This is a genomic window from Novipirellula artificiosorum (genome assembly GCF_007860135.1).
Classification (GTDB): Bacteria; Planctomycetota; Planctomycetia; order Pirellulales; family Pirellulaceae; genus Novipirellula_A; species Novipirellula_A artificiosorum.
This window is the reverse complement of the sequence record NZ_SJPV01000009.1, coordinates 120268-137812: the sequence shown is the minus strand read 5'-3', so window position 1 is coordinate 137812 and position 17545 is coordinate 120268. Positions and strand designations below refer to the sequence as shown.

General features: G+C 56.7%; 12 protein-coding genes. 6 read left to right on the top strand and 6 right to left on the bottom strand.

Going from position 1 to position 17545, the window contains the following annotated elements:
• Positions 1-81: 81 nt before the first annotated feature.
• On the bottom strand, positions 82-1101 hold the full coding sequence (gene fliG / locus Poly41_RS22540; protein WP_261344907.1) for a flagellar motor switch protein FliG: 1020 nt from the start codon (positions 1099-1101) through the stop codon (positions 82-84).
• Positions 1102-1233: 132 nt separating this feature from the next.
• Positions 1234-2667: a vWA domain-containing protein gene (locus Poly41_RS22535; protein ID WP_146529146.1), complete on the bottom strand. Its 1434-nt coding sequence runs from the start codon at positions 2665-2667 to the stop codon at positions 1234-1236.
• Between the two features lie 239 nt (positions 2668-2906).
• On the opposite strand from Poly41_RS22535, the gene Poly41_RS22530 reads away from it, so the two are divergent.
• Complete coding sequence (locus Poly41_RS22530; RefSeq protein ID WP_146529144.1) at positions 2907-3869, top strand: sugar phosphate isomerase/epimerase family protein; 963 nt, start codon at positions 2907-2909, stop codon at positions 3867-3869.
• Here the strand turns inward: Poly41_RS22530 and Poly41_RS22525 are convergent.
• Positions 3851-5224, bottom strand: a complete 1374-nt coding sequence (locus tag Poly41_RS22525; RefSeq protein WP_146529142.1) for an MFS transporter — start codon at positions 5222-5224, stop codon at positions 3851-3853. The genes Poly41_RS22530 and Poly41_RS22525 overlap by 19 nt on opposite strands.
• A 155-nt stretch (positions 5225-5379) precedes the next feature.
• On the opposite strand from Poly41_RS22525, the gene Poly41_RS22520 reads away from it, so the two are divergent.
• Together Poly41_RS22520 and hrpB are read left to right on the top strand one after the other, a co-directional pair.
• Positions 5380-5904: a DinB family protein gene (locus Poly41_RS22520; RefSeq protein WP_231615859.1), complete on the top strand. Its 525-nt coding sequence runs from the start codon at positions 5380-5382 to the stop codon at positions 5902-5904.
• Complete coding sequence (gene hrpB, locus Poly41_RS22515) at positions 5867-8473, top strand: ATP-dependent helicase HrpB (RefSeq protein WP_146529140.1); 2607 nt, start codon at positions 5867-5869, stop codon at positions 8471-8473. Before Poly41_RS22520 ends, hrpB begins: the two co-directional genes overlap by 38 nt.
• Positions 8474-8476: 3 nt before the next feature.
• Here hrpB and hemC read toward each other — a convergent pair whose 3' ends face one another.
• Complete coding sequence (gene hemC, locus Poly41_RS22510; protein ID WP_315853742.1) at positions 8477-9457, bottom strand: hydroxymethylbilane synthase; 981 nt, start codon at positions 9455-9457, stop codon at positions 8477-8479.
• 306 nt (positions 9458-9763) lie between these two features.
• Here hemC and Poly41_RS22505 point away from each other — a divergent pair, with 306 nt between their 5' ends.
• A complete protein-coding gene (locus tag Poly41_RS22505; protein ID WP_146529138.1) occupies positions 9764-12400 on the top strand; it encodes a protein kinase domain-containing protein in 2637 nt (878 codons plus the stop codon).
• Between the two features lie 191 nt (positions 12401-12591).
• On the opposite strand, the gene Poly41_RS22500 is transcribed toward Poly41_RS22505, so the two are convergent.
• Both Poly41_RS22500 and Poly41_RS22495 read right to left on the bottom strand, forming a co-directional pair.
• Positions 12592-14322 (bottom strand): DEAD/DEAH box helicase, encoded by a 1731-nt coding sequence (locus tag Poly41_RS22500; RefSeq protein WP_146529136.1) that lies wholly within the window; start codon positions 14320-14322, stop codon positions 12592-12594.
• Positions 14323-14327: 5 nt separating this feature from the next.
• On the bottom strand, positions 14328-14861 hold the full coding sequence (locus Poly41_RS22495; protein ID WP_146529134.1) for a hypothetical protein: 534 nt from the start codon (positions 14859-14861) through the stop codon (positions 14328-14330).
• Between the two features lie 267 nt (positions 14862-15128).
• Between Poly41_RS22495 and Poly41_RS22490 the strand changes: the two genes are divergently transcribed.
• Together Poly41_RS22490 and Poly41_RS22485 are read left to right on the top strand one after the other, a co-directional pair.
• Complete coding sequence (locus tag Poly41_RS22490; RefSeq protein WP_146529132.1) at positions 15129-15587, top strand: hypothetical protein; 459 nt, start codon at positions 15129-15131, stop codon at positions 15585-15587.
• A gap of 176 nt (positions 15588-15763) precedes the next feature.
• On the top strand, positions 15764-17524 hold the full coding sequence (locus Poly41_RS22485; protein ID WP_146529130.1) for a GspE/PulE family protein: 1761 nt from the start codon (positions 15764-15766) through the stop codon (positions 17522-17524).
• Positions 17525-17545: the final 21 nt, after the last annotated feature.

Sequence of the window (17545 nt, the reverse complement as noted above, 5' to 3'; positions counted from 1 at the left end):
AGCGAAGCTCTTCTCGCGAAGGGGAAGCCGACAACGGCTTCCCCTTCTTTTATGGATTGATGGCCGAAGGGTGGGGCAATACTAATTGACGTACTCTTCCTCTTCTTCACCGGTCGGTCGCGAGATTTCCCCGGTGTCTTCGAGGTGGCGAACGATATCGACAATTTTCTGCTGAACCGCCTCGACTTCGCTGACACGAACGCTGCCCAGGTACTCCATTTCTTCCTTCAAATTATCGGCCGCTCGCGTGCTCATGTTTCGCATGACCTTATCCTGCAGCGCCTGACTCGCTCCCTTCAACGACATCGCCCATTGTGCGGTTTCGACGTTTTTCAATAGCGATTGAATGTCGCGATCGGCAAGTTTCGAGATATCTTCAAAAACGAACATCAGGCGGCGAATTTCATCGGAAAGCTCAGGGTCGTCGTTGCCGAGTGCTTCCATGATCGTTCGTTCCACCGAGCGTTCGACGACGTTCAAGATCTCGGCAACGCTCTCCACACCGCCCGTGTTGCTATGCTGTTGATTGACCATGCTACTAAGCCGCATCTCAAGTCCAAACTCCAGTTCGGCCACCGCATCCGGGCTACAGCGTCCCATCGATGCAATCCGTTGAATGACCTCAAGTTGCTTGTCGGGCGACAATCCACTCATGACTTCCGAGGCATAGCCTGCCGGAACGTGACTGAGTAGTAGCGCGATGGTTTGGGGGTGTTCGTCACCGATAAATTGAAGCAACGTTTGCGAGTCGACTTTCTTGATAAAGCCGAACGGCATCGACTCGATCGTTTGTTGCAGATTGCCGATCATCTCGCTTGCGTCACGACCGAGCGCTTCTTTGATCAACTCCTTCGCGCGTTCCAAGCCCCCAGGGCTCGCGTAAATCGAACTCGCCTTGCTGGTCAAAAACTCGGCAATCACGACTTCCTGTTCATCGCCACCGACGGAATCGATTTTCGCGATCATGATGCTGATCGCTTCAATCGCTCGGGGCGGCAGTTGCCCGAGGACGCGGGCGGCGGTTTTTGTCGGCATCGACATCAAAAGAACCGCTGCTTTTTGGAGCCCTGCCTCGTTGAAGATTGACGTGGTTGTGGACACGAAACACCCTGTGCGATCTGCCGATGAGGAAAATGGCGATGGTTGAAAAATACCAACACCTCTCGATCTGGTATCGGCAGGGTCCAAGGTTCAACGTGCGTCGTCGTGGTGTCCTAACGATTGTGATGATTGTCACGGTTCGGCGATGTATCGATATTGCCCCTGGTTTTGCTGGGCGATGCGTCGCATCCGGCTTTCGCCTTCGCGGCTGTGGTAAGCAATCGTGTGGACGATGCTGATGATCCCGCCGTCGCCAAACAGGTTGTGTCGTTGATTCTGTTCTCGCAGCAAGTCCTCGGTCGTTTGCGGAAACTCGCCATCGGAAAGCAAGAAGATGGCATCGGCTCGAAGTCCCAATACAAACGGCAACAAGCCGTTCGGGTTCTTGCCTCGATCCATCTTGATGGTCATGGCCCATCGTTGTAGGGCCGCTTTGTTTGCCGGTGTGGCACAGACGCTACGCGGTTCGTCTTGATCCGGCCGACTCAGTCGCATGAAATCGGGTTCGCTATCAAAAAAAATGACATAAAACCGCTGCGTGGGCTCCAGTTGATGAATCGAACGCAGCAGTTCTTGACGTGCGGATGCGAAGGCACCTCCCATGCTGGCACTGCTGTCGACCAGATAAACAAAATGGTTCCCCCCGCCGTCCAAACCACAGAATTGCATCTTTGCATCGGAGGGTGAGGGTGGGTTCATGATCGCAGCCGCAGCATCCGAGGAATGCGATAACATCGCGGCTAGCGAACTTGATGCGTTTGATGCCGTGGGTGAAGTGAAGCTTGATGGAGCGAGTTCATCGACCATGCGAAGTTCTTCGTCTACCTTGCTTTCGGTCGGTTCAACCCTGTCGCTAGGGATCTCCGCGGATTCGATCGAAAACGTCTCGATCGAAACATCGGATTCGCTTGTGGGGGATGCCGAGAGGGTGACTTGATCCCGTGGCCGATGATTCTGCAAGGTCACCAATCCGAGGACGACCAGAATCGCGACGTGCGTCAAGAAGCTGATCGCAACCGCGGTCGGTCGTCGACGCTTATCTTGGCGCGTCAGTTGTCGTGTTTCGTCGAAGTCCAAGCCAACGTCCAGCCTGTCGACGCGGGATTCAGAAACAGCCTCCTCCAATTCGGAGTCATCAAAATGGGGCTCCGCAGTCGTCGTGTGTGCCGCATCAAAGCGAAAGCTCGAGCGATGCGGGGCAACGTTGGGTTGCCCGCTGGAGGCGGTTTGCGCCAATCGAACTTGGTCCCAATTCAGGAAGTGGGGACGTTGCGGATCGGGACGACCGCAGGGTAGATCGTCGACTCGAGTGACTTCCGATCGCTCGATCCGCTCTTGTTCCGCGCCTTCTTGTTGGGCAAGGGCGCGGATTTCCATTTCCAATTCGGCCGCCTTGGCATCCCACTTGGCAGCCTCGGCTTGGCGGCGTACGCGGACCAACTCCAATTCCAACGCCCCTCGTTGCCGTTGCAGATTCCGCAATTGCGAGGTTGAGGTTGTGTTGGGACTCGATGGGTCCGAGCCGTCTGAGCGAGTGGTTTCGGGTGGGTGGGAATCGTCAGTCACGGGTACGGTTCCAGCGATCGTGGGATCCAGCGGCCAGGACCGGCTGGATGGACAAAAATCGACTAGAACCCTCATTGTGCTGATTTGACGTTGCGATGCAACTAAAATGTTGGTGACGCCAGGGTGAATTGTGTGCAGACGGCTAAGTCTGCTAACTTGATGGCATGGACCGCGGGCGATTCTTTGGAGCCCCCACGTCCCCTTTCTTGTTGAATTACGCCTTTTTGAGCCTTTCATCGATGACAACCCGCCGACAATTTCTATCCCTTGCCGCCGCCTCGGCTGCCATCACAACGTCTGCCGTCCCCGCCGCGTTTCCGGTGACGGAGGTTGCTGCCGCCGAGCCAGAGTCCACGCGCGCACCAATTCGCTTCGCTCTCAATACCGCCACCATTCGTGGCCAAGACTTATCCATCACAGACCAAATCGACATCGCATCGAAAGCTGGCTACGACGGGATCGAGCCCTGGATTCGAGATTTGGAGAAATACGTTGCCGCCGGGGGAAGCTTACCGGACCTGCGGAAGCGAATTGAAGATGCGGGATTGACCGTTCCCAGCGGGATTGGATTTGCGCATTGGATCGTCGAGGATCAAGCAGCTCGTGCGGCAGCGCTCGAAGTGGCTCGGCGTGATATGGAACTGCTCAAAGCGATCGGTGGCACGCACATTGCCGCACCGCCCATCGGAGCCCACCAAAAAGACGCTGCCTCGCCACCCCTCGCAGTGATCGGAGATCGCTTTCGTGCGTTACTTCAAGTGGGTGATGAAACGGGGGTTGTCCCACAATTAGAGCTTTGGGGCTTCTCACCCACGATTAGCAAGCTGGCCGAACTGGTCTACGTTGCGACAGCGACCGAGCACCCCAGCGCCTGTGTGCTTCCCGATTTCTATCACATCTACAAGGGCGGAAACGACTTCGCGGCACTCGGTATGATCGAAGCCTCTCGCATGCACTGCTTCCACATCAATGATTATCCCGACATGCCTTGCGAAACGATTGGCGATAAGGACCGCGTGTTCCCAGGTGATGGCGTTTGCCCGTTGGTGCCAACGATCAAGCTGTTGGTCAGGAACGGATTCATGGGAACGTTTTCGCTCGAGCTGTTTAATCCCGAGTACTGGAAACGAGATGCACTTGATGTTGCCAAGGAAGGACTGGAAAAGTCGAGGAACGTGGTTGCTCAAGCAACCAGTGGCTGATCCGATCCGATCGATTTCGGGCCAGTACGTTCAACAGGGGTTCGATGTCTCCTGCGCGAGATTGCATAGACGCTTGCGGATCCCAGGCAAAACAGACCAATCGCGGCGAACAGGACACCGAAGCCAAACGATTGACCGATCAGTCCCAAAATCGGGGCACCGAGGATTGTTCCTAAATCCAACATCATGAGCGCCAACGTGGATCCGGTTCCATGGGCTTTACGAGGAAACCGGATTAACGTCAACGAGACCATCGTGTGAAACATCAACGAGTGACCGACGCCACCGAGGAGGGCTGGTATCACGATCAGCCAAGGTTTTTCGGTGGAAACAACGGAGAACGCGAACATCCCAAGCGACATGAAGACGGTGCCGACCAACAAAACTCGATCGGGACCTACCACATCCGGTAAGCGGCGAAACCCCACCCGGACCACAATGGCCACTCCCGCGTAGCACCAAAAAAACAGACCAATCACCGACAGGCCCGGGATCTGTAAATGCAGGGTATCGACAAAGCTGGCCACGAAGATCAGGGGCGCCGTGATGCAGACACCGAACGCGAGATCGACCAACAGAATCGTCCCGGGCCAATACGCGCGGACGGTCGCGAAGAATTCACGGAGCCTCGCAGGTCGTTGATCGCCGACGCTGTGGGGTGCATGCAGAAACAACAACAAGCAAGCCGGAAGAAGGTTGGCAATCGTTGCAGCGGAGAAGAGCCAGACAAAATCCACGCGATGACGAACGTCACTGCCAAGAAACATGTCACCAATCGCCGGTCCGAGCAACATGCCCAAAAAGCCACCGACGCCAAGGATTCCAATCGCTTCGGTGCGTCGATGAGCAGGCGCCGTTTGTGAGACAAACGTCAATCCGCTGGCGAATACGATCGCGGCCCCAAGCACGATACCACCGCGAGTGAGGTAGATGGCAGGGCCGAGCTCGTGAAGGAACAGATTGGATAGCGAACTGATCGCAAATACGCCGTAGCCGACACCCCACATGGCTCGCGCACCGATGCGGTTGATCCATTGAGCCATCCATGGACGCAGCAGCAAGCCTAGCATTGCAGCGGATCCCATGATCAGACCGACTTGGCGGAGATCGCCGCCGAGAAATTCAATCCATCTTGAAAAATGCGCCATCAACGTGTTGGCCATCACGAAACACGTTTGGCTGACCAATGCGATGACGAAATCGCGATCGTAAAGCCGGTCGTTCTGTGGAACAACCGATTCCACTTCGTCCCGATCCGGGGTCTTGGCGATTGCCGGATCAGCGATCTCGGGTCCGCGGTTCGCAGGCTCGATCGGACGACGCTCGATAGGACAAACGGGGGACGATGAGGGCATGGGGTCGCGGTGTGGTCTGTGTGTGTAAGAACGATCGGGGGGCGTGTCACTTCGCTGTCCGCTTTAAACATAGCCATCGGCTAGACGATTCCCAGGGTGTTTCTTTACCATGGTCAAATTCGCACCCCACGCCCCTGATTAAAGGACACCGTCTCATGCAAAACAACATTGGCCCCATGATCGCCGCCTCGGCTCGTCTAGGTCTCGGCTATGCCGACCGATTGCTCAAAGATGTGACGGTGGAACAGTTCGCAAGGTTCGCCAAGATCGATGGCACCACGATTGAGTCGAATCATGCCGCATTCAACTACGGGCACCTCAGCCTTTATGCTTGCCGAGTGATCGAAGCCGTTGGGGGAGATGCGACACCCTACCAGCCGTCAGCCGCGTTCGAGAAGGTATTTTCTAAAGATGCAAAATGCGTTGATGACGCCGATGGCACGATCTACCCGGCGATGGACGAAGTGGTAGCAGCTCTGGTCAAAAATTACACGGCTGCGATCGAATCGCTCGAAGCGGCCGACGACTCGGTCTTCATGAAACCGAACCCGAACGAAGCGATGCGTGGCCAATTTCCGACGACTGGTGCGATGTTGGGGTTTTATGTTGGCGGGCATTTCATGATGCACATGGGGCAAACCAGTGCTTGGCGACGAGCGATGGGACTTGGACCTGCATGAATCCGCAGCGCGTAGTGTGTTAAACCCGCATGACCCTGGGAGCGAAGACTTGCCGGTTGCTGGCGTTTTGCCCGCGATCCTTCAAGCCGTTGGAAAATCGGCGCCCGTGATTCTTAAGGCGCCTCCCGGTGCGGGCAAGACCTCGCTGGTTCCGATCTCGCTGCTGCAAGCGGGCCTCGTTGCCGACGGTCAGCTTGTGTTGGTTCAACCACGCCGCTTGGCTGCGCGGGGTGCCGCCCGTCGCATCGCCCATCTGACCGGCTCGAAGCTTGGACAACAAGTTGGTTACCAAGTTCGTTTCGATCGCTGTGCCTCGCCGCAAACCAAATTGTTGGTCGTCACACCGGGGATTCTTTTGCGTCGGCTTGCGGAGGATCCGCTGTTGGAAAATGTGGGCTGCGTGATCTTGGACGAGTTTCATGAACGCAGTCTCGAACTCGATCTGACGCTCGGCATGATCGATCGGATTCGTTCGACACTGCGTCCCGAGTTGAATCTGATCATCATGTCGGCAACACTCGATCCGGCCCCACTTCTGAAATTCCTTCGCTCGTCGTCGGTTCCGCCCATCAGTGTGGAGTGCCAAGGTCGATCATTCCCCGTCAACGTTCATTACACACCGTCACGATCACGGCAGCCGATCGAACAAAGCGTCGTCGAAACGCTTCCCGACGCGCTGGACCAAACCAGCGGGGACGTGTTGGTTTTTCTGCCTGGCGTTGGCGAAATCAAACGGGTCCACCAACGAATCGATTCACAAGGGATTGCGTCGGATTTCCAGGTTGATGAATTGTATGGTGATTTGTCGGCGGAAAGCCAAGACGCGGTCTTGGCACCGTCGGAGCATCGCAAGATTGTGTTGGCGACAAACGTGGCGGAAACTTCGGTGACGATTCCCGGGGTCACGGCGGTGATTGACACGGGATGGGCTCGAGTGATGACGTTCAACGCCGCGGTGGGGATGCCGAGTCTTCGCATGCAACCCATTTCCCAGGCCTCTGCCGAGCAGCGAGCAGGCCGAGCAGGACGAACGGCGCCGGGGGCCGCGTGGCGTCTTTGGCCGAAGCCGTCGCATGCTGCACGACCCAAGCACGACTTGCCCGAGATCCAGCGAGCCGATTTCAGTGCCGCCGCGATGATGCTTGCCGCATGGGGCGAACGCGACCCCTTTGATTTTCCCTGGTTGACACCTCCCGCGGTCGAAAGCGTGGCCCGCGCAAAGCAGCTGTTGTCGTGGCTCGGTGCGATCGACTCGGCGGACAAACTGACAGCGATCGGTAGCCGGATGTTGCGTTTGCCGGTTCACCCGCGTGTGGCTCGGTTCCTGATTGCAGCGGAGGATTTACAGGTCGCCGAAGACGCTGCCATTGCGGCGGCGCTGTTGACCGAACGCACGCCGTTTGTTTCCGGCAACGTTCCCTCGGACTTGGCTTCCCAAGTGGAAACGCTGCAGCAGTTCTTTCAGAGAAAACCGGTCGCGAACCTTTTGGTTGCAGCGACGAAGAACATTCAACGTGTTGCCGATCAATTGTTGCGAATCCTGGCGTCGTCACGTTCTGGTGCCGGATCGGAGGATCGCGGCGATGTTGCACCCATTGCGCTCGGTGAAAAGGAAGAACGGCTCCGTCGCTCGTTGTTGTTAGCCTACCCCGATCGCGTTGCCAAGCGTCGCAGTAGGGATAGCGATAAGGGTTTGATGGTTGGAGGTCGAGGGGTACGTATGATCGCAGCCAATCGGATCGGGGCCTCGGAGTTGTTTGTGTGTATCGATGTCGACGACAAGGGAACCGATGCCGTCGTCCGAATGGCGGCGCCCATCGAACGGGATTGGCTCAGTCAGGATTGGATGCAGTCGGTTGACGAACCCTTTTACGACCCGACACGCCAAGCGGTGATCGCACGGCGACGCGACTATTTTCATGACTTGATACTCACCGAATCCCCGCTGGAGTGCAAACCGAGTCCCGCGGTTGCAGAACAGCTCGCCACATTCGCTCGGCCAATGCTTTGGGAATGGATGAATGACAATCAACGTTCTGCCATCGCGTTTGTCACTCGAGTGCGTTTTGTTGCACACTGGATGCCTGAGGCCGATCTTCCACGGCTCGACGATGATGCGATTGACGACGTGTTGGTTCAGCTGTGTCAGTCCCGGACCACCATCCGATCGCTGCAAACCGCGCCTTGGCTGGAACATTTGAAAAGCCGGTTCGACTATCCAGCTCTGCAACGGATCGACAAGCATGCTCCTGAGCGATTGATCGTGCCGAGTGGCAACGCGATACGAATTGAGTACCAAGAAGGGAAACCTCCGATCATGGCAGTGCGATTGCAAGAGTTGTTTGGGTGGGGCGAAACTCCACGCATCGCAGCAGGAAAGGTGCCGATTCAATTGCATCTGCTGGGCCCGAATGGTCGACCGCAACAAATTTCAGAGGACTTGGCCAGTTTCTGGAAGCACACTTACGCGAACGTGCGAAAAGACTTGCGTCGCCGATACCCAAAACATCATTGGCCCGAAGACCCCTTGATTGCCCAGGCCACACGAAACGGATTGAAGCCGCGGTGAACTTTACAGCCGGACCTCCGCGATGAGTTCTCGTGCACCTCGGCTGGCCAAATTTTCGGTGGCTTCTGCTGCGATTCTTTCCGCGCACGTTTGCCAATGGTTTTCATCGAATCGGATACTCCGCGAGTCCTCGAGTCGCTTGCTGCCATCGACCGACAAGACAAGGGCATCGAGTCGCAGGTGCCCTTCCAAGATTTGAGCGTAGCCGGCGATGGGTGCGAGGCAGCCGCCGTTTAGATTGGCGAGCAGGGATCGCTCGGCCGTAACGGCCGCTCGGGTAGCAAGGTCATTGAGGCACTGCGTCGCGGCTTGTATCTCCGTAGCATCGCTGCGCACCTCGATCGCCAGAGCGCCTTGCCCGGGGGCAGGCATCATTTCGACGAGCGACAATTCGACTCGAGGCACCGAGTCCATCTTGAGACGCATCAAGCCGGCCGAGGCCAGCATGATGGCATCGAAGTCCCCCGTTTGTAGTTTTTCGAGTCGAGTTTGCAGGTTGCCGCGAATGGGCTGAATGTTCAAATCGGGACGACGATTCTTTAGTTGTGCGGCACGCCGGCGGCTGCCGGTGCCGATACAGGCCCCTGCGGGCAAGGAATCGAGTGTCCATCGCGCGGGCGAAACCAAACAATCGTTGACCACTTCTCGTGGGGGAACTGCAATCAACGTCAGCCGCGAGTCGACTTCGGTGGGCAGGTCCTTTAAGGAATGAACCGCGATGTCCGCTTCGTTGTCGATCAACGCTTGCTGAATCCGTTTGGTGAAGACGCCGACTTGCCGAGTCGCATCGATCGGCCGCATGTCGGTATCGCCGCTGCTGATCAACGGGACGATTTCCGTCGCCACCCCCGCGTTTGAAAGCAAATTCGCGACATGTTCGGCTTGCCACATTGCCAAGGCGCTGTAACGCGTCGCGATCCGAACGCTCCGGCTGGGGCTGGAGCACGGTTCGCTGGATGGCGGAGTCGGTGGCTGGGTGGACAATTTGGTATTCCAAAAAAAGAGGTCGACGGGGATGCTCAGCGAGGAAACACATCAAGAATCCGAAAAAACCGCGCCAATCGGCATCGCCTTGCTGATCCGGGCGGTTTTCGCCCTTCTCGTGCGGCCGGTGACCGGAATTCAAAAGACGGTTCGACGCGGCAGTGCCTATAATACGAGAATGCGTTGGGGAAATAAGGTGTCCGGGACCGTTTCCCTCAAAGTGGCCCTGCGGGTGCCTCACAGAAACGGTCCCGGACATCCTGTTTCGCCCCCTTTTTCAACCCTTTTCTCCGTTGCTTGTCGAACGTGTCTGAATCGCCCTCATCCAATCCGACGGTTCCACCGGAGTTGCCGACCCGCGCGGCAGAATTCGAGGATGGTTCGGGTGATGATTTTCACTTCGCGGGCGAAGTCACGGCGGAGTTTCCCGTCCCGGCGATGCCCGACCATCTGGGTGACTACGCGATTAAGGAAATGATCGGCGCTGGCGGCATGGGCCAGGTTTATCTGGCCGAACACGTTCGCATGCAGCGAATCGTGGCGATCAAGACCTTGCCAGGCCAATTGATGAAGGACCCGCGAGCGGTCAGCCGTTTCTATGACGAAATTCGAGCTGCCTCGCGAGTGCTGCACCCCAATATTGTGGCTGCCTTCGACGCGGGTGAAGACAAGGGCATCCACTACTTGGCGATGGAATATGTCGATGGCATGACGTTGACGCGTTGGGTGTCGCGCAGCGGTCCGATGTCTGTCGGTCAAGCGGCTTCGGTGATTCGTCAAGCCGCGATGGGACTGTTGCATGCTCATCGTGTCGGTATCATCCATCGTGACGTCAAGCCGGGGAACCTGATGCGATCGATCGACGGCACGGTGAAAGTCGTTGACCTGGGGTTGGCGCGTCTGAGCACCGCTGGATTGATCATCAAGCACGACACGGACGAAAGGGCCGTCGAAGAAAAACCGAACAAAGGACGACTGATCGGTACGTTGCCCTTTATGGCACCCGAGCAATTGGAAGACCCCGATTCCGCCGACCCGAGAAGCGATATCTATTCGCTTGGGGCAACGCTGTATTTCCTGCTGACAGCTCAACCACCGTTTGCCGGAGACTATTTGGAACAGGTGTATGGGCATCGGCACGGCGAGATTCCTGACTTGATGCAAATGCGTCGCGACGTGGATTTGCAATTTGCCAATATCTTTCGTCGCATGATGGCCAAGACGCCTGAGGAGCGATACGCATCACTTGATGAAGTGATCGAGGACTTGGGAGAGTATGCCGACAAGACCAGCGAACCGCAGTGGCTTGCCGAATTCAGCATGCGACAACCGGTTGGTGAAACCGGATCGACACTTGCCGGTGGTTCGACTGCGGGCCAAGTCGCCAACGTGATGGCGATTGATTTGGGCATGTTCTTCTCTGCGGCTGCCGAAGCATCGCCGGCCGGACGCGTCAATTTATTGACCGCAGGCGGCGGAGGTCGATCGTTGTTCCGGATGGCCGTGTCGAGTGACGGCAACGAGTTGTTTTATGGTGACGAGGCGATGAAGATCCGGACGACCAATGCGCGGAACCTTGCCCACTGTGCCGCCATGTACATTGGCAAACCGGTCATCGAGCGTGAAATCGCTGGTCGGCAATGTCCGCCCGAGGTTTTGCTGGGCATGATGATTCGAAAGCTGACGCAAAACGCTTGGGAGATCGACGCTGCCCCGGCGGCGGTTGCATTGACGGTCCCCGCAAGCTACGACCAATTTCATCGTCGAGCGGTCCTGCAAGCGGCTCAAATCGCGGGGCTCTCGTCGGTCCGCTTGGTCGATCGAAGCGTCGCTGCGGTCCAATCCGCCTTGCTGGAATCGGCATTTGATTCACTCGATTCCGAACAGCCTTCGGCGGCGGACGCAGCCGTATCGGGTGGGCACTCGATTGTCGAAGCTTCCTCCGATCAATTCATTCTGTTTGTCGGACTGACCGGTCAAGCGACCGAAACGGCCGTCTTTCAACGAGATGCGAACCGGCTCAAGCAGTTGGCGACCGCGGGACATTGGAATACCGGTACCTTGCCGTGGCAGCAGAGATTAGTGGAATTGGCCGCTGACATCTACCTGCAAGCCTTCAACGTCGATCCGCGAAAGACTTCCCAAGCCCCGATGTTGCAGGTCGCGTGTGAAAGCGCCATGAATGCGTTGATGATTCTGCCCTCAGCCAAAATCACAGTTGAAATTCATGGAACCAAACAACCGATCACGATCCGCCGTAGTCAATGGCTTACGCGATGCAAGGGGTTGCTTGAAGGATTGCGACGTTCGATCAAAGTCGCCTGCATGACCGCCGGGATGTCACGGCGGCGAATCGATACCCTTGTCACACTGGGGCCACTGCTTCGTATCAAAGAAATTCGTGATGAAGTGCTTCGTGGGTTGCGCCAAAATCTCTCGGTTCAAGCGGTCGATCGCAGCGACGTGGCTCGTGGAGCGGCTGCATGCTTGGCAGGGGAATTACCCGGTCGAAGTACGATTGCAACGCCGCCACTGGGGGTCACCAGCCAAACCATTGGAATTTTGGTCGAAGATGGCCGTGGTCGCAGACGCATTTTGCCAATCCTGCCGAAAAGCACTCCGCTGCCAGCTCGCGCTAACCGTCGTTTGACGGTTGGCGAAGGACGTGAAAAGATGGCCTTGTCGTTGGTCGAGTCTTCAGGCATTGAGCAAGACGATTGGCAATCGCTCGGTCGATACGATTTTACCATCGACGATGAAGCGCATGGAAGCGAAAGCCGCGCACGATCGATTGGCTTTGAGATCAACGTCAATGGCCTATTGACCGTCCGTGCGCAAACCCCGGGCATGCCGGGCAGTACCAAGTTAGCAACCCTGCCCAAGCCGAATCTCTCCGACGAAGCGGTCGCCGCATGGACCCGTTGGGTCGACAAGCTGGACTGATCCTTGGTGGCGTTAAGCAAATGACGGACAGATTTGGGTTATCGTTCATGCCGCAGGCATTTCAGCAATAAGCCCTGGATCGCGGATAGCGCATCCGGGGTAGGAAATGCAAACCAGCTCCAACCCCTAATGAGACTGCTGAATTCATCGCGTCGATGCCAAGTAGAGTCCACTCCAACGAATCATCCGGGTTAGGCAACCTTCTTGCCGCATGGCGCGCGCAAGTCGAACAACCCAAAAATCTCTTCGCGGCTCAGCCCACCGCCGGCAACCGGGGCTGCTTGGTCGGAAAACAGGGCGTCGAACATCTCTCGTTTTTGGGCCAACACATCGGCAATGCGTTGTTCGATGGTGTTCATGGCTAACATCCGGGTCACGGTCACGGCTCCGGCCGCGCCAATCCGATGGGCCCGATTGATCGCTTGGTCTTCGATCGCCGGGTTCCACCAACGATCGAACAAGAAGACATACTCGCAAAACTGAAGGTTCAACCCAACACTGCCAGCTCCATAGCTCATCAGGATCACATGGCTGTTCGGATCGTTCTTGAATTTGTCGATCACCCCTTCGCGTTGCTTGTGCGGAATGCGGCCGTGATACTCGACCGGACCGAATCGCTCCAGTGCGGGACGCATCTGGTCAATGCTCTTGACCCATTGGCTGAACACGATCGCCTTCTTTCCGCTCGCGGCGACCTCTTCCATATCCGCCACCAATCGCTCCAACTTTGAACTGCTGCCGGTGACCGGGTCAAAGTTGCAGATTTGTTTTAGCCGCAGGACCAACTCAAACACATGCTGGATCGTCAGCATTTCGTCGAGCTGTTCCAAGTGGATCACGCCCTCCGATTCTGCCGATTCGTAAGTCGCCCACTGCTCGGCTGTCAAATCCAATTCCGCGTCGCGGTACAATTTGGGCGGCATGTCGTTGAGTACCATGTCTTTGGTGCGTCGCAGAATATACTCTCTCGCAGCGGCGGCCATTTGCGGCATCGGCATGCCAGCACGCAAATACCCGGGTGACAAAAACTCAAAGATTCCCACCAAATCGTCGGGGGAATTCTCGACCGGAGTGCCTGTCAATGCCCACGATCGTGTCCGCGGAATCGCCCGCACGATTTCACTGGTTGTGCTGTTGCGATTTTTGATTCGCTGGGCCTCGTCAAGGACGACCAAGTCAAAATGCAGTCCACTTTCGAGAACCGTTTCCTTGTCTCGCATCAACAATTCGTAGTTTGCGATCTTGACCGGCACGCTCGGTGAACGCCACTGAAAGTCGCGTTTTGCAGCGCTGCCTTCAATGGCAGCGACCGGAATCTCCGGCGCCCAAACGTGGAACTCGCGAAGCCAATTCGACACCAGCGGCTTCGGGCAAACCAACAAGATGCCGCGCGCTTCGCCACTACAAAGCAGCAACCGAATCGTGCTGATCGCCTGCATGGTTTTGCCCAGCCCCATTTCGTCGGCAAGCACACAGGCGAATCGCGGAAACATGAACGCGATTCCGTCCAACTGGTAAGGAAAGGGCTCAAACGGAAAATTCAATTGGCCGCTGCCGACCAACTGATCCAGCGGTGGCTGCAGCAGGTAGTACAGCCGGTCTTGCAGCTTGACGACGTCGCTCGGTGGCTTGATACGGTGCCGATTTTGGGGACGCTTGCCTGGCTTCGCCGGCGGGACCGGTTCGGCCTCACAATGGAGACCGATCGGTTTGTCGTTTGACGCAGCCGGCGCCATCGCGGACGGCGGGGTCCAGCGACTGGATTCGGGGAACAAAAAACCGGTCACTCGTGTTTTCAACGGAGAAACACGAATCGGCAGCGATCGAGGCTCGATCGTTTCAAGTGACCAAGAAATCGTGTCCGCCGGGACCCAGTCATCGATATGCCACGCCGCCGACTCATTGATTTGGATGTCGATCATTTCGGTTAGCCTGCCCGGGCAATTTGCGATTGGGCTTCGCGGATCGCTTCGCGGATCCGTTCGAAGGGCTCGACCGCATCGGGCAAGTCCACAAACCGGTCGGCAATGGCCTCGATGGCTGCCGCGTTTTCGATCGGAACTTGCAAGGATGCGTTGACCAGTTTCACGGAGGTGGCGCCGACAAGCATGTCGCTGCGGATCGGGCCTTCCTCCTCTTCGGCTGCCTCGGTGACCAATGCAACCGGTACGCCCGCGGTCGATCCGAGCACCAAGGCTTCAATTTGGTCACAGCAGACCAGCGACAGTGGGGTGCGGCATTTCTTGATCAGCATGGGGCCGATCACTTCGCCAATCAAATGATCGCGGAGCGTGGCGCCAAACAAGATCTCGTGGGCACGCGACGGACGGACCGGAAGCGTGCACTGAAACTCGACCGGACGACCGCCCCGGTTGAGGACGAGCAGCCCACCGGTCCATCCCGTTCGATCGTCGAAAATTACAGTGAAGTAGCCTATCGTCAATTCGGTCGATGCGGGCATTCAAAAGGTGTTTCGAGGAAGAGGGAGGAGGATCGCACTAGCAAACCTATTCGGCGTTCCGGTCGTGCCGACTTTAGCGACCAGGAGGGTAAAAAGGACGGCTGGGAAGTCGGGCAAGCCAGGAGGGTGGTTTGGCAAGTTCGGGGGGCTGAGACGGAAATTTTGCAGTCCCAGCAAGATTGTTGGACAAGTCCATTTTTACCGGGTTATACTCAGGATTCTCAGCGACCGTTTCAGCATCATGTGAAGTGTTAGGAATCAGCAGAAATGTCATACGATCACGAACAAGTTTCCCCCATGTTCCGCATCGATGTCTCCCCCGAAGCGGGGTCGTCCGAAGCGTCGGTGTCCGAAGGCCGAGTGATGATCGAGCTGCTGCGCCAGTTGGTGACGGGCCAGAGCCAGCAGAACCGGCTCCTGCAAGAATTGATGCAGCAAAATGCGGCCATGCAAAAGCAACGCGCCGGTGAACTGCAGCAGTGGAAGGAATCCAACCCGGAATTGTCGCGAGCTTGCCGAGAAGCAGCCGAAACGCTTAGCCGCGTGCAAACGCGGTTCCTCGACACGATGACCGAAGATATCCTCGATAATGACGAGCATCTGATGGAAGGCGAATTCATGCTGAACGAGTTTGTCGACCGATTTGGTCCCCGCTTGGCCCATCTGAACGGAGTCCTGCAAGTGTTGGCGCAACTGGGGACCGGCCAGCCCGTCCAAAATCAATAGGACGGAGAATAGCGGTCGGCAGTCAGCAGTCAGCCGATAGCCGCTTCCTCGCCGATTCTAATGGCGAAACCGATTCCGGCGTGGTATCTTGTAGAGACGGGGAAGGTGCGCTTTGAGCGTCTTCCGCTTCTTCTCCAACTTCTCTCCATTCCCGCCGCGCGTTGAGTTGACCAGTCATGAGCCAAGCGATGAAAGAATTCACGGACCTGCTTCTCAAGAAAGGCATTATCAGCCTTGACCAGCTTTCGGAAGCCGAAGAAATCGCGAAGAACACCAAAGCCGATGTCGGCGACGTGTTGGTTCAGTTGGAGTATGCGACGCCCGAAGAAGTCGCCAAAGCGCTGGCCGATTTTCACAAGATCCCGTTCGTCGATCTGCGGCAAGAGCGTATCCCTGAATCCGTCATCGAATTGGTCCCCGAATCGGTCGCTCGCGAAAATACGATTCTTCCGTACAGTGAAGACACCGGATCGTTGCGGATTCTGATCTCGGACCCGTTTGACCTGGGGACCATCGAAAAGCTGCGATTTATCCTCAACCGGACGATTGAAACCGCGCTCGCGCCAAAATCCGCGATTTTGGGGGCGATCAACCAGTATTACGGGCAAGTCGAAGGGGAATCGGCTGACTCGATGCTGCAAGAATTCACCGACACCGCGATTGACTTTACCGAAACGTCCGATGCCGATTCGGACAATATGGACGAGACGGTTGACGACAGCAGCGCTCCGGTCATCCGGCTTGTGAATCTGATGATCCAAGAAGCGGTCCAGCTTCGTGCCAGCGACATTCATGTCGAGCCCTTTGAGGAGCGAGTTCGCATCCGTTATCGAATTGACGGCGTTTTGGTGGAACGAGAGAGTGTGCCGCGGCGAATGCTATCGGCCGTGATTGCCCGTATCAAGATCCTCTCGAAGATCGACATTTCCGAGAAACGGCGGCCAACCGATGGGCGAATCAAGATCACCGTTGGCGATAAGCAATTGGACCTGCGGGTCAGCATCATTCCGACCAACCATGGCCAATCTTGTGTGATGCGTCTGCTCGACAAAGACAACATCAAGGTCGGGGTGCGACAGTTAGGTCTTTCCGAGCGCGATTTTCGCAATTTCAATTCGCTGATTCGGCGCCCCAATGGCATCATTCTGGTCACCGGCCCGACGGGGTCGGGCAAGACCACGACACTGTACGCATCACTGAACGCACTGAACCGCCCGGACCGCAAAGTCATTACCGCAGAAGACCCCGTCGAGTACTACTTGCCCGGCATCAACCAGGTCGAGGTGCGGCACAAAATCGGACTCGACTTCGCCCTGATCATTCGCGCCATGTTGCGCCAAGCCCCGAATATCATCCTCGTCGGTGAGATGCGAGATCACGAGACCGCATCGATGGGAATCCAGGCTTCATTAACAGGACACCTGGTATTCAGTACGCTGCACACGAACGATGCGCCCAGTGCTATATCACGAATGGTTGACATAGGTGTACCTGGATATATGGTCGCAAGTAGTGTGATTGCGGTCTTGGCTCAGCGCTTGGTGAGGACGATCTGCCCCCGCTGTAAGGTGAGGTACCAGCCGTCCGAAAGCGTGATCAAAGATTCGGGCTTGCCACCCGAGATGGTCAAGCAGGCCGAGTTCGCTCGAGGCAAGGGATGTCCGTATTGTGGCCGCAAGGGATACCGGGGTCGAATCGGTATCTACGAGCTGATGCTTGTGAACAACCGTTTACGCGAGTTGATGTTCAAGGGAAAAGATACCAACGTGATCCGAACCGAAGCCATAAAAAACGGTATGTCAACGCTTTACGCCGATGGGATGTTGAAGGTCATCCGCGGAATCACGACCTTTGAAGAGGTCTATCGGGTGGCAAAACGGACCGAGCAAGAGGATTTGGCCCTGCAGCACATTGTCAAGGATTTGGCATCGTTGTAGACCCCGGTTCCGCTGGCAAAG

What these genes read in the sequence shown, in the direction of transcription:
- Poly41_RS22530 (WP_146529144.1), top strand. Translation starts at nt 2,907, where the DNA reads ATGACAACCCGCCGACAATTTCTATCCCTTGCCGCCGCCTCGGCTGCC.
- Poly41_RS22525 (WP_146529142.1), bottom strand. Translation starts at nt 5,224, where the DNA reads ATGCCCTCATCGTCCCCCGTTTGTCCTATCGAGCGTCGTCCGATCGAG.
- Poly41_RS22520 (WP_231615859.1), top strand. Translation starts at nt 5,380, where the DNA reads ATGCAAAACAACATTGGCCCCATGATCGCCGCCTCGGCTCGTCTAGGT.
- Poly41_RS22500 (WP_146529136.1), bottom strand. Translation starts at nt 14,322, where the DNA reads ATGATCGACATCCAAATCAATGAGTCGGCGGCGTGGCATATCGATGAC.
- Poly41_RS22495 (WP_146529134.1), bottom strand. Translation starts at nt 14,861, where the DNA reads ATGCCCGCATCGACCGAATTGACGATAGGCTACTTCACTGTAATTTTC.
- Poly41_RS22490 (WP_146529132.1), top strand. Translation starts at nt 15,129, where the DNA reads ATGTCATACGATCACGAACAAGTTTCCCCCATGTTCCGCATCGATGTC.
- Poly41_RS22485 (WP_146529130.1), top strand. Translation starts at nt 15,764, where the DNA reads ATGAGCCAAGCGATGAAAGAATTCACGGACCTGCTTCTCAAGAAAGGC.